General features: G+C 41.2%; 8 protein-coding genes and 1 tRNA gene. 6 read left to right on the top strand and 3 right to left on the bottom strand.

Going from position 1 to position 13,388, the window contains the following annotated elements; all coding sequences use genetic code 11:
• The first annotated feature begins 41 nt into the window (after window positions 1-41).
• From H3299_RS15735 to H3299_RS09020, 5 genes are all read left to right on the top strand, one after another.
• Window positions 42-173 (top strand): hypothetical protein, encoded by a 132-nt coding sequence (locus H3299_RS15735; protein ID WP_256434226.1) that lies wholly within the window; start codon window positions 42-44, stop codon window positions 171-173.
• A gap of 4 nt (window positions 174-177) precedes the next feature.
• Window positions 178-1,074, top strand: coding sequence for a DMT family transporter (locus tag H3299_RS09035; protein ID WP_182417353.1), 897 nt, complete (start codon window positions 178-180; stop codon window positions 1,072-1,074).
• Between the two features lie 204 nt (window positions 1,075-1,278).
• Window positions 1,279-3,954, top strand: coding sequence for a pyruvate, phosphate dikinase (gene ppdK / locus H3299_RS09030; protein WP_182417352.1), 2,676 nt, complete (start codon window positions 1,279-1,281; stop codon window positions 3,952-3,954).
• A gap of 152 nt (window positions 3,955-4,106) precedes the next feature.
• Window positions 4,107-4,859 carry a polysaccharide deacetylase family protein gene (locus H3299_RS09025; protein ID WP_182417351.1) on the top strand — a complete coding sequence of 251 codons (753 nt, stop codon included), beginning with the start codon at window positions 4,107-4,109 and terminating at the stop codon, window positions 4,857-4,859.
• Between the two features lie 2 nt (window positions 4,860-4,861).
• Window positions 4,862-5,647, top strand: coding sequence for a DUF1499 domain-containing protein (locus tag H3299_RS09020; protein ID WP_182417350.1), 786 nt, complete (start codon window positions 4,862-4,864; stop codon window positions 5,645-5,647).
• Here H3299_RS09020 and H3299_RS09015 read toward each other — a convergent pair.
• Entirely contained in the window at window positions 5,632-6,531 is a 900-nt protein-coding gene (locus H3299_RS09015; RefSeq protein ID WP_182417349.1) for an MBL fold metallo-hydrolase, read from the bottom strand. The two genes, H3299_RS09020 and H3299_RS09015, sit on opposite strands and share 16 nt — an antisense overlap.
• Before the next feature lie 210 nt (window positions 6,532-6,741).
• Here H3299_RS09015 and H3299_RS09010 point away from each other — a divergent pair.
• A tRNA-Gln gene (locus H3299_RS09010) sits at window positions 6,742-6,815 on the top strand.
• A 442-nt stretch (window positions 6,816-7,257) separates the two neighbouring features.
• Here the strand turns inward: H3299_RS09010 and H3299_RS09005 are convergent.
• Both H3299_RS09005 and hrpB read right to left on the bottom strand, forming a co-directional pair.
• A complete protein-coding gene (locus tag H3299_RS09005; protein ID WP_182417348.1) occupies window positions 7,258-10,389 on the bottom strand; it encodes an autotransporter outer membrane beta-barrel domain-containing protein in 3,132 nt (1,043 codons plus the stop codon).
• Window positions 10,390-10,850: 461 nt separating this feature from the next.
• On the bottom strand, window positions 10,851-13,355 hold the full coding sequence (gene hrpB, locus H3299_RS09000; RefSeq protein WP_182417347.1) for an ATP-dependent helicase HrpB: 2,505 nt from the start codon (window positions 13,353-13,355) through the stop codon (window positions 10,851-10,853).
• Between the last annotated feature and the right edge of the window lie 33 nt (window positions 13,356-13,388).

The raw sequence follows: 13,388 nt of genomic DNA, 5'->3' as shown, positions 1-13,388 counted from the left end.
ATAAACTGAGATAAAACGATTTTTATCAAAAGGATAATAATATGACAATAGAAAATATACTTCGTTTATTGTTTAGTCAGATTGATATGAAGCGCAATTTATTGCCATTGCTTTTAACAGCCAATTGGGCAGGTTTGCTATTTTCGATGATGCTGGGTTGCCAAAGGCGGTAGGATAATGAGAAAGCAAGCTCTTTTAGCCTTTGTGTTTATAGCGATTATTTGGGGAACGAATTTTATTTTTGTCAAATGGTCGGCTGAATATCTTAATTCGCAACAAATTGTTTTCATGCGCTGCGTTTTTGGATTTATTCCCGTTTTTATATTTGCACTTATAACCCGTTCAATAAAACTGCATCATATTTTTTATCTTCATCATTTTCTTGTTATGTCGTTTTTGGCAACAAGTCTTTATTACTATGCTTATGCGGCAGGTACTGCGCTTTTACCCTCAAGTATGGCAGGGTTGTTAAGTGGGGCGATTCCCATTTTTACCTTTATTTGTGCCTTTTTGTTTTTAAAGGCAGAAAAAATCACCGCTTTAAAATGCTTAGGGGTATTTTTCGGCTTTATTGGCGTTGTTCTTATTGCCCAGCCTTGGTCGTTAAAAGGAGAGGTTGATTTGAAAGGCGTTTTTTTGATGGTTTTAGGTTCGCTTAGTGTTGGCGTATCATTTGTCTATGCTAAGAAATATTTAAGTCCGCTTAACTTGCCTGCGAGTGCTTTAACCACCTATCAAATTGGGCTTGCATCAATATTTTTATATTTTATTACCGATATGAATAATATTGGTATTGTTTGGGCATACCCTAAAGTGTGGTTGTCGCTTGTCTTGGGTTTGGGGTTACTGGGAACGGGCTTTGCTTATATTTCCTATTATTATATAGTTGCAAAGCTCGGCGCGGTTGCGGCTGCAAGTGTTACCTATTTTCCGCCTATCATTGCGCTTTTTATTGGTGTGTTTCTGGCTGGGGAAAAAATAAGTATTTTAGCCTATTTTGCCTTGGTATTTATTCTACTTGGTGTTGCATTGTTACAATTTAAACCAAAAAATATGGGTGGATCTAATATTTAGCCCACTGTTTTATCATAGAATGGTTATAAATTAAAAGTTAGCTATTGACCATTGTTATTTATAGAAAGTATTCTTTTCATTATTCAAAGCCAAAACATAGTGCTGTTTTTTTAAAAGCATTTAATTATAGTTTTCACTATGTTTGATAGCCTTTTAATAATGTTACGCAATTATAGATAATCGCGATTTTAAGGATCTTCCAAAATGACCAAGTGGGTTTACAATTTTGGTAATAGCAAGGCAGAAGGTTCCGTTCGTCAGCGCGATCTTCTTGGTGGTAAAGGTGCAAACCTTGCTGAAATGAGCAATCTTGGTTTGCCTGTACCGCCTGGCTTTACTATTACAACTGAGGTTTGCACTTGGTATTATAGCAATAATCGCGGTTATCCAACTGGGTTGATGGCTGATGTAGATAAGGCTTTAGCAGAAATTGGCGCTTTAACTGGCCGATTATTTGGTGACCGTGAAAATCCGCTATTATTATCGGTGCGCTCTGGTGCACGCGCTTCCATGCCCGGTATGATGGACACAGTTTTAAACCTTGGTCTTAATGATGAAACCGTAAAAGCACTTGCCAAGCATGCAAGTGAGCGATTTGCTTATGATAGCTATCGTCGCTTTATCCAAATGTATTCTAATGTTGTTCTTGATATTGACCATTCGGTTTTTGAAGAATTGTTGGATCATGCCAAAGCGGCCCATAATTATGAAGCCGATACGCAAATGACAGCAGCTGACTGGCAAGCTTTGATCGAACTTTATAAGGATGCTGTTGAAGAAGAATTGGGTGAACCTTTTCCGCAAGACCCGCAAAAGCAATTATGGGGTGCAATTGGCGCGGTGTTTTCTAGTTGGATGACTGCGCGGGCGATTATTTATCGTAAGCTTCATTCTATACCAGAAGATTGGGGTACAGCGGTTAATGTGCAAGCCATGGTATTTGGCAATATGGGGGATGATTCTGCAACAGGTGTTGCTTTTACAAGAAATCCATCAACTGGCGCTAATGAGCTTTATGGTGAGTTTTTGGTGAATGCGCAGGGTGAGGATGTTGTAGCTGGTATTCGAACGCCGCAAAATATTACCGAAGCTGCTCGCATTGCTGCGGGGTCAGATAAGCCATCGCTTGAAAAACTAATGCCTGAGGCTTTTGCCCATTTTACTGATATTGCCCATAAGCTTGAAGCTCATTATCATGACATGCAAGATCTTGAATTTACAATTGAAAAAGGTAAGTTATGGATGTTGCAAACCCGTAGCGGTAAGCGTACAGCAAATGCTGCTTTAAAAATTGCGGCTGAAATGGCCCAAGAGGGGCTGATTACTTGCCAAGAAGCGGTATTGCGGATAGAGCCGGCATCCCTTGACCAATTATTGCATCCTGCGATTGATCCAAAGGCCGAGCGTAAAATTTTAGCCTCTGGCCTACCTGCTTCCCCCGGAGCTGCAGTTGGTGAAATTGTTTTTTCATCAGAAGACGCAGAAGCTGCCGCTGCTGAGGGGCGTAAAGTTATATTAGTGCGCATTGAAACAAGTCCTGAAGATATTCATGGTATGAATGCCGCTGAAGCTATTTTAACCACCCGCGGTGGTATGACTAGCCATGCGGCGGTGGTTGCACGCGGTATGGGTAAACCATGTGTTTGCGGTGTTGGTAGTATTAAGGTTGATTATCATAATAATAAAATGGTTGCTGGTGGTGTTGAACTTAAAAAAGGTGACATTATTACTATTGATGGCGGTAGCGGGCAAATTTTGCTTGGCCGCGTTGCCATGCTACAACCTGAATTATCGGGTGATTTTGCGCTTATCATGCAATGGGCTGATGAAGCGCGCCGGATGAAAGTGCGCGCTAATGCCGAAACACCTAATGATGCGCGTGCTGCACGTTCTTTTGGTGCGGAAGGTATCGGCCTTTGCCGTACTGAGCATATGTTTTTTTCCGGCGAACGGATCGTTGCGGTGCGTGAAATGATCCTTGCAGATAATGAAAATGGCAGGAAGGCAGCTCTTGCCAAATTGCTACCAATGCAGCGTTCAGATTTTGTTGAATTGTTTGAAATTATGGCAGGGCTTCCTGTTACTATTCGCTTACTTGATCCGCCATTGCATGAGTTTTTGCCCAAAACGGCAGAGGAAATTGCTGAGGTTGCAAGTGTTATGGGAGTTGATGAAAAGCATTTAAGCGAGCGTGCCAATGCGTTACATGAATTTAATCCCATGCTCGGGCTTAGAGGCTGCCGTCTTGCAATTACTTATCCCGAAATTGCCCAAATGCAGGCAAGAGCGATTTTTGAAGCTGCAATTATTGCGGCTAAAAACACCAATAGTGCGGTAATGCCTGAAATTATGGTGCCTTTGGTGGGCTTGAAGAGCGAATTAGATTTTGTGAAAGCGCAAATTGACAATGTCGCCAAAGCGGTGATGAGTGAGCAGAAAATGCAGCTTTCCTATATGGTCGGTACTATGATTGAGCTACCGCGTGCGGCAATACGGGCTAGTGATATTGCGCAAAGTGCAGAGTTCTTTTCCTTTGGTACCAATGATTTAACCCAAACAACCTTTGGTATTTCGCGCGATGATGCTGGGCCCTTCCTTAATACCTATTTGCAAAAAGGCTTGCTAGAACAAGATCCATTCATCACCATTGATATTGATGGCGTTGGCGAACTGGTAGCGATTGCAGCAGAACGCGGTCGAAAAGCACGGGCCAATATCAAGCTTGGAATTTGCGGCGAACATGGGGGGGATCCCGCATCAATTGCATTTTGCGAAAAGCAAAGGCTTGATTATGTTTCATGCTCGCCTTTTCGTGTACCAATAGCGCGATTAGCTGCGGCACAAGCTGCATTAAAAGGTAAGACCCATAAAATATATTAAATAAGTTGACTTTTAGCTTAATTACGCTTCACCTGTGCGAGACTCTGACCTTAAGGGTTTGCCTTAAAACAAGTGAAGCGTTTTTGGATTGCGCATTGATTAAAATGATAAAAAAAGCTTTTAATAAATTTATATGTACAGCTGTGGTTTTAATGACCAGTACAATCCTAATTGCGCCAAGCTGGGCAGTAGAAAAAACATCTTCAATTGAGCCATATCTTGCAATTAAAAAGGATATTGTTCCACCACGCATTGCACTTACTTTTGATTTATGTATGGGGAAGACGGATCGGCGTATTTTTGATGTTTTGATTGCTGAAAAAATTCCTGCAACATTATTTGTAACTGCGCGCTGGCTGGTTAAAAATCCAGATGTTATTGCACAAATAAAGGCTCATCCCGAATTATTTGAAATTGGCAATCATGGACAAAATCATATTCCAGCCATTGATGAGCCCGGAACTATTTATGGGTTAAAGACGGCAGGCAGTTTACGTGCTGTTTGCGAAGAAATAGAAGGTGGAGCGCAAGCCATTGAAAAATCGGGTTTGATGTCACAGTTTAAGCCGTTTTATCGGGGAGCTGCAGCACGCTATACAACAAGATCGCTAAAGTTAATTGAAGATCTAGGGTTTCATGTTGCAGGTTTTTCAATCAATGGTGACCAAGGCGCATCGCTTTCAGCGAGTATGGTTTTAAGGCGGCTAAAAACGGCAAAGGATGGCGATGTTACTATTGCCCATATGAATCAACCAACGCGCGCTTCAGGGGCAGGCGTTGCCGAAGCTTTGCAAGATTTAAAAAAGCAAGGCATGCATTTTGTAACGCTTTCGCAAGGACTTGGAGTTAATCAAGGTGCACCAACACTACAATCTTGTGCCGAGTTTTTTAAGGGTACTCAATAAATATGCGTAAAAAATTTCAAAGAATGCCGTCTAAGGCAGCAAGATGGTCACCGCGCTTTGGTTGGCTGGCACTTGTTTTGCTAATCTTGGCTGCCATATGCCATCGCTTTGGTGTGCTTGCCAGTGACTATTTTTTTGTTATGGTTGGGTGTGTAGCATTTTTAGGGTTAGTTGCATTTATTTTGGCACTGAAGGGCTTTTTAGACCTTTGGCAAAGGGCTGATAAAGGCGGCGGTAAATCGATTAAAGGATTGATTTTGGCCTTTTTAGCCTTGTTGCCGATTATTGCTGCAGCTGTTGCTTATTTTGTCTTTCCACCCTTTTACGATATTGCCACCGACAGTGAAACACCGCCGCATTTTATTGCTAATAACCGACCAAGCGATGCTTTGCCTGTGCAACAATCCCTTTATTATCAGGCTAATGAGCAGCTTGCCATGTGGCCAGAGCTTAGCGGTAGGCGGTATGACGGATCGCCTGATAAGATTTTACCTGCGGTGTTAAGCGTGATAGATGATTTGGGTTGGAAGCATGTTAGCCAAGCGGGAGAGGTTGGCAAAGATAATATGCTATTAGTTGAGGCAACCGCCAAAACACCAGTATTGGGTTTTGTGTCTGATATCATAATTCGTCTTAATGATGAAGGTGATACAACCTTTGTTGATATGCGAGCAACATCACGCTATTTAAGCCATGATCTTGGCATTGATGCACGTTTCATTTTAAACTTTATGGAAGCACTTGATGTTAAAGTTCTATTGACGCCAAGCGATCAACGAGAAGAGTAACTGCTATTAATTAGCGGCGATGTCTCACAATGGATAAGATTGCGCTGATGTAAATCAATAAGATGCGCCCAAACGGAAAGAGCGGCTGCATTTTTTAATCTTGGGTCCAGCTTTTGATAAATTGATGCAACAATTTCTGTAACCGTTGTATCGCCTTGTTGCAGCCGCTTAAGAATTGCGTTTTCTCGTAATTTTCGGTGGCTACGAAAGCCACGTATCAATTGTTGAGGGTTTGTAACTACGCCGCCATGGCCGGGCAGATAATAGCTATCGCTGCGACCCATTAATTTTTCAAGTGACGCCATATAGTCTTGCATAACCCCGTCTGGGGGAATGATGACGGTGGTTGCCCATGCCATGACGTGATCACCAGAAAATAACATATCGCAACCCATGAGTGCAAAAGCGATATGATCGCTAGCATGGCCGGGCGTGGCAATGCTTTGCAATGTTATTTCACTATTGCTGATTACCATGCCGTCACTAAGGGAAATATCAAACTCTATATCGCTGCTCGTTGCTTCGCCGCTTTGTTTGCCTTGGTTAGGCTGATCTTTTTTAGGTGTAAGAGGTGCTTTGCCAATGGGGGCTGAAAAATATTGGCTTACTCGATAGGCAAGGTCACTATGATCCGCATGGCTATGGGTGAGTATAATATGGCTGACATGACGACCATTAACCGTTTTGATTAAATTTTCGAAATGTTGGTCATTATTTGGTCCCGGATCTAGAATCATTAAATCTTTTTGGCCGATTATATATGTATTGGTGCCATGAAATGTGTAGGGGCTCGGATTTCTTGCGGTAAGTAATTGTATATTATTGGTGATTTTTACTGCCTTATCGTAATTTGGAAAAAATTCCTTATCGAAATCGATGCTCATTTGGTCACATTCATTGGCTTGATCTTAGGTTGTTAATAAAAATATTGTAAAGATTGCACAAAATTATGCAATGAATAAAATAGGTTAGCAGAGAAAATAAAAAAATATCAAAAAATATGCATTTTTTTTAATAATAGATATTGCACATATGAAATCAAGCAGCTATAAGACGCGCCAAGGACATGATAGAGTGTCCTTTAAAAATGATGTTGGGGTATAGCCAAGCGGTAAGGCACTGGTTTTTGGTACCGGCACCCCTGGTTCGAATCCAGGTACCCCAGCCATTTTTAAGCTTAAAGCTAAAAATGATCTTCCATAAAAAATAGTTAAATTCTTTTATATTTGCAACTGGTTTATTGTTGCAATTGTTAATTTATCGCGGTGTTGGCTTTATTTTTGATGCCCTTGCAGAGTAATTAAATTTTTCTAGACCTTAGTTTATGAGCCTTAAAATAATAATAATTTTTAAGATTTGTTCTTAAGCGCAAATTTTTTGATTCTCACAATGAGCTTCTCCCGCCATTTTATTGCATTAAACTTATGCTGACATTATTTAAATCAAATAATCAAAAGCTGTTTAATATTTTAGGCTCTTGTCTAGCTAAGTGATAATTATTCAATTTAAGGCTATGATAAAACGTAAAAAATAAGATATAATATCAAGTATGATAACCTTTTAAAGGCGATTTTAATGATTTGCATTTCATTAAAATCGCCTTGATCACTTTAAAAGTCATATTTAATTTTTATGCCGCCGCTACCGCCGCGTCGTTCCCCAATAAAGCCCTGACCAACAAATTCAATGATAAAGTCTTTATTGTGATGTAATGGCTGCCAGTTAAGTCCTAATTCGAAAATACCGGTACCACCTTTAAGGCTTGGCCTATCTAGCTGCAACTTATAGGCTGTGGCTGCAATGTCTCCCTTAAATTCATATTCATAGGCCGCACCGACAAATGGCTGGAATTGTTGGCTGTAGTGATAATTGTAGCGGCCGCCAACGCGTAAGCGAGAAGATTCTGCCGTTTTAAAATTTAAACCATCTTTGCCAATTTTTACGTCTTCGCCTTTAAGCCTTGACCAGCTATAACGACCATAAATATCAAGACTATTTTTTTCATCAAAGTTAAAAACATAGCCCGTTGCAATATGAGCGCTTTGATAGTTAGAACGGCTGTTATAAGTGCCGCGATAGCCTTCACCATCGAAAATATCATTTGTATCAAAATCGTATTTTATGGTGCCGGCGCGCCATGAACCTTCCATATAAAGCCCATCAGCAGCATTGATATCAAGCTTTGCCACGCGGTTTAAGCCAGTATTGGCAAAATCTATGCGAAATAAAACACCACCACCATTATAATTGATATTTCCATCACCATGAACCGCATTATAATTGCTAAAATAGTTATAGCTATCATAGCTTGCTTTGCCATATTCATAAAAGCCGCCAATGGTGAGTAGACTAGTATTTTTAAACTCATATCCCGTTGCTAGACCTATGGCTGCATTAACACCGTCAATATCGACATGGGAACCTGTTTTGTATCGGCTGGAACCACCATTGATAATTGCAAACGGTATGAGGCTGGTTGGGCGCCCGCTTTCAGCTGCTTGGCGAATAGCAGAGCGTGCCGCGCGTATACCATAATCAGCAATAAGATCACTGCCTTGGTTTAAAAATGCCATTGCTGCAATGCGGCCTTCCGAAAAAGCCTTAGTGCGCGGATTAATGTGCCCTGCGGGTTTGGGTAAGGTAACTTCAGGCTCTGTGGTCTCTTCTGTGGTGCTAGAGCCGCCAGTGTCTGTACCTCCGGTATTGGTTCCGCTGGTATCTGTGCCACCAGTGTCAGTACCTCCAGTATCGGTCCCACCAGTATCTGTGCCGCCAGTGTCAGTACCTCCGGTATCGGTTCCACCAGTATCTGTGCCGCCCGTGTCAGTACCTCCGGTATCGGTTCCACCAGTATCTGTGCCGCCAGTGTCAGTGCCTCCGGTATCTGTGCCGCCAGTGTCAGTACCTCCAGTATCGGTTCCGCCAGTGTCTGTACCGCCACTATCTGAATTTTCATCTTTAATTCTTAAGACAAACTTATTATTTTCATCGACTGTTACTTCGACATCATAAATAAGAAAGAGCCCTTGTTCTATTTGAGTGGGAACCGAGGATGGCGTTCCTGTCGCATTGCTGATCAATGTAACTTCATCACCAACATTAAGGCGATTACCATCATTTTCCATAGCAATGGTGTGATTGGTCCCATTAAGATCAACATTATTCCGGCTTGTAATATTGATAATGGTGTCGTTATTGACGACATTTTTGGGTAAAATCCAGTTATAATTCTCAATATTATAAATGCCCCAAACACTGCCACGATAGCCATTAAGATTTAATGTGTTACCCGTAAAAAAATCAGAGCTTGTATTTGAGCGATTACCAAAGCCACCGAAAATTCGGCCTGTAATGTTAAGATTTTCACCATTAAGTGTTATTGTATTATTTGTTGCATTGCCTGAAAAGCCGCTCATAGCATTGCTATAACCACCATAAACATCGCCTTTAATATTAACTTTTCCAGATAATTCAACATTGTTATTGGTAATATTGCTGCCCGTTGTCGTTGTAGGGGTGCTAGAATTGAGGCTAGTTGTCCCCATGCCACCGTAAACGCTCCCGGTTATCGCCGTATCACCAGATATAGAAACTTTGTTACTTGCTACCTGTGTTGATGTTCCATTATAGGCATAGCTGTATGAATTACCCCCATAAACAGATCCTGAAATTGTATTCTGACCGCTAATCAAAACTTCATTATTGGTGACTTGTCCAGCAATAGTACCATAGCTACGGCCACCCACGACATCAGCTGAAATAACCGCATTGGTCCCATTAAGGGTTACCGTGTTGTTGGTTGAGTCGCCTCCTAATCCACGTGTGGCTTCGGTATATCCCCCATAAACGCTCTTATTGAGTTGTGCATTGCCGGTTATCGTAACGATGTTATTATTTGTATTGCCCGATGCGCCAGCTGTATTTTGGCTAAACCCACCATAAACAAAGCTTGTAATAACTGCATTATCCGAAATAGTTACTTTATTGTTTAGGGCATTGTTAGCTATGCCATTTTGCGTAGTATTCCCACCACCTGCAACAATACCACTAATTTTTGCATTACCCGAGATTGTTACTTCATTACTTGAGGTCTCACCAGTGGAGACATAAAAAGTTGAGCTATAGCCACCATATACATCACCGCCAATTATCGCGGAGTGAGATATAATAACCTTATTTTCATTGGCAAATCCAGCATTTCTTCCAAATGTATACCCACCATAAACGCCTCGGCTTATTTGCGCGTTGTCGCTTATAGTAACAATATTGCCAGTTGCATTGCCGCTATTGCCAGTCCTTAAATAGCTATAACCACCATAAACTGACCCTGCTTTAGCGCTACCAAATATAGTGACATTATTATTGGTAACATCATTGCCAGTACCCGATGTTAAATAGCTAATACCGCCATAAATATAACCGGGTGTTTCATAGCTGCCATCGGTGGTTAAATCATTTACAGATATTGTGTTGCCAATAAGATTGGTGGTCGTGCCGTTGCCTGAAAATAGGCTGCGCCCTAAATTACCACCTGTCGGATCTGTTCGTAATATTGATTTGTCAGTGCCATCATAAATCACATCCTCTGCATAGCTTGAGGATAGTATGGTAGTACTTAAAAAAAACGAAGTTAGTCCGAAAATTAGTAATTTGGTAATTGGCGTATTAATCAACCATGGTTGATTTTTAAAGACATGTTTCGACATTAAAGGAGACCCAACCGCAGATTCCAGCTTGTACATCGCTTGAACCTATTATATTTTTATATTTATATTTAATTACATAGTTATTATTTAAATTAGTCAATATTTTGACGGCTATTCAATAAATAATAAAAGTAACAGGTACTAAACTATTCATATAAAAGCCATATTTTGTTCCGAAAAAACACAACATGAGAATATGAGAAATTTATAAAGTTAAATTATTATAAACTAATATTCGAATTAAATAAATAAAAAATTAAATTGAATGGTAATTGGGGAGATAAGTTTAAGCGATTTCAAACCAATCAAGAAATTGGTTTTCTATTTTAAAAATAGGAATTGATATATTCTGCAAACAACGAGTATTAGGCCGAGTACACCATTAAAATCCTTTTTAGCCAATAATTAAATATTTAAGAAAATTATATCTTTTTTATATAATCCTAAAAGCTTAAAGTCTTAATTAGATAGATTTCATTCACACCGGCAGAAACACATTAACTGCCGCGTGGTTTAGCCCGTGTTGTTGGCACAGCTTCGGCTGGGTTTTCAGGCCATAAATGCTTTGGGTAGCGCCCACGCATGTCACTGCGTACATCTTTCCATGATCCAGCCCAAAAGCTTGGTAAATCACGCGTAATTTGGATAGGGCGATGCGCTGGTGATAAGAGTTCAATAATAAGGGGAATCTTATTCCCCGCAATTGTTGGATGGGTGATTAAGCCATATAGTTCTTGTACGCGCAATGAAATAGTTGGTTCTTCGCCCTCATAATCAATTGCAATTTTTGAGCCAGTCGGCGCGGTAAAATGGGTGGGTGCAAGGGCGTTAAAATCGCGTTGCAAATGATACGGGATCAAAGAATATAAGCCGTCGCTTAGCATTTTACTGGTTATTGCGCTAAGCTCTGCCTTGCCATTTAAAAATGGTAAAAGCCATTCATCTAATTGCTGAAGCAATGCGTCATCATTTACATCGGGCCACGGCTCGCCCAATCCTTTAAATAGCCAAAATAGTCTTTGCCGCATTTGCTTGGCATCTTTACTCCAAGCTAAAAGGCTAAGACCTTTTTGTTGTATTATTTCAAGCCATTTTTGGTTGGCAATATCGCCTTTAGGGCTGGGTAGATTCTTTTCACTTAGAGAAATAGCGCCAAGATTTTCGCGCGCTAATGCACGAAGAGTGCGGCTTTGCTCATCAAAACAAACCAGTGTTTCTTGGCTTATTGAGCTGCCCTGTTGGGCATAAAGGCTATCTTCACTAAGGTTTGCCGCCGCTAATATGCGTGTGCGCTCAGCGCTACCAGTCAAGTCGGCGATAACTAAAAATGCACTATTGGCTAAAGGTTCAACAGCATCCATATAGGCTCCGCGCCCATTGCACAGCAAAAATTGTCCTTTTTTACCGCGTGCTTTGGCGATTCTATCCGGCCACGCGTCCATCAAAAACTCGCTTGCTAGTATAATATCGCTATTGTTTGGCAATTTTTGCTTTTTTGTTGATAATTGAGCTGCTTCATCGGCAAGGGATTTTGCAAGTCGCTTCACATCTTGGGCGCGCTTTGATCGATCACGTTGGAAAAAACGCAGTCTTTCATCAATATCAATGTTGTTGCCGTCAAGTCCCCGTTCTACAAGCAATAGTGCAAGTTCTGCCGCCGCTTGAGCTTGCCCTCTTTTTGCGGCTTTTAATACCATATGCGAATAGCGTACAGGCAAACTCAAGGCACGCATGGCTTGCCCCATTAGGGTTAGTCTGCCATTTTCATCAATTGCATCTAATTTAATAAGTAAGTCGCGTGCTTCTTTTATCGATGGCAGGGGAGGCGGATTTAAAAAACGCAAGTTGGCGGGATCTTGTACACCAAAGGCTAAGCAATCCAAAACAAGGTTGGATAAATCAGCATTTAGAATTTCAGGTGTTGCAAAGGCAGGAAGAGCTGCATTTTGCCCTTGTAGCCAAAGGCGAATAGCAATGCCTGTCTGGGTACGTCCTGCACGCCCAGCACGTTGATCAATGGATGCTCGTGAGGCACGCACCGTTTCAAGTCGTGTTAAACCACTTGCTGGTTCAAATATTGGCACTCTAGCAAGACCACTATCTATGACAATGCGCACATCTTCAATAGTTATTGAACTTTCGGCGATGGAGGTTGCAAGCACAACTTTGCGCGAACCTTTTTGGGCGGGTAGAATAGCATTGTCTTGATCTTTTATATCAAGTGTTCCAAAAAGCGGAGTAATAATAATGTTGTTGCCGTTGATGGTTGGATTGTCGCCTAAGCTATTTTGAAGCCTTTGCTTTGTTCGCTCAATTTCACCTTGACCGGGTAAAAAAGCTAAAATACTGCCATCTTCTTCCTTTAAGACTTTGATAATGGCGCGGCTCATGGCGTCTTCAATGCGTTCATCATTAGCTTTTGGGCTATAACGAATATCAACATTATAGCTTCTGCCTTTGCTTTCAATAATTTCCGCATTATCTAGCAAGCTGGCAACGCGTGCGCCATCAAGAGTTGCTGACATAACGATGATTTTTAAATCATTACGCAAACCTTCTTGTACATCAATAGCTAGTGCAAGACCAAAATCGGCATCAATATTGCGCTCATGAAATTCATCAAAAATAACGGCGCTAATGCCATTTAGTTCTGGGTCATCAAGCACCATGCGAACAAAAACGCCTTCGGTCACAACGATTATGCGTGTGTCCTTGGAAATTTTTTGGTCCATTCGCATAATGTAGCCAACTTGCTGCCCAAGAGATTCTCCAATTAAATCGGCCATGCGCCTTGCTGCCGCGCGTGCAGCCAAGCGGCGCGGTTCAAGAAGTATTATTTTGCCATTAGGATTTTTTTTAAGTTTATCCAGTAAAAATAATGGGATAAGTGTCGTTTTACCTGCCCCGGGCGGTGCAACTATTACTGCACGATTATGCATTTTCATGCACTCGTGAAGCGATCCAAAAATTTCAGTTACGGGTAAAGGCGGCAAATTTATCATGCGTGTTTTATAAAAAGCATCAATAGCTTTGGC

This window comes from Bartonella sp. HY038 (assembly GCF_014117425.1).
Classification (GTDB): domain Bacteria; phylum Pseudomonadota; class Alphaproteobacteria; order Rhizobiales; family Rhizobiaceae; genus HY038.
The sequence above is the reverse complement of the archived record's forward strand: the minus strand, read 5'-3'. Positions and strand labels throughout refer to the sequence as shown.

Excerpts from the sequence above, each read along its gene's own strand:
- H3299_RS15735 (WP_256434226.1), top strand. The coding sequence starts at position 42 with ATGACAATAGAAAATATACTTCGTTTATTGTTTAGTCAGATTGATATG.
- H3299_RS09035 (WP_182417353.1), top strand. The coding sequence starts at position 178 with ATGAGAAAGCAAGCTCTTTTAGCCTTTGTGTTTATAGCGATTATTTGG.
- ppdK (WP_182417352.1), top strand. The coding sequence starts at position 1,279 with ATGACCAAGTGGGTTTACAATTTTGGTAATAGCAAGGCAGAAGGTTCC.
- H3299_RS09025 (WP_182417351.1), top strand. The coding sequence starts at position 4,107 with ATGACCAGTACAATCCTAATTGCGCCAAGCTGGGCAGTAGAAAAAACA.
- H3299_RS09020 (WP_182417350.1), top strand. The coding sequence starts at position 4,862 with ATGCGTAAAAAATTTCAAAGAATGCCGTCTAAGGCAGCAAGATGGTCA.
- H3299_RS09015 (WP_182417349.1), bottom strand. The coding sequence starts at position 6,531 with ATGAGCATCGATTTCGATAAGGAATTTTTTCCAAATTACGATAAGGCA.
- H3299_RS09005 (WP_182417348.1), bottom strand. The coding sequence starts at position 10,389 with ATGTACAAGCTGGAATCTGCGGTTGGGTCTCCTTTAATGTCGAAACAT.
- hrpB (WP_182417347.1), bottom strand. The coding sequence starts at position 13,355 with ATGATAAATTTGCCGCCTTTACCCGTAACTGAAATTTTTGGATCGCTT.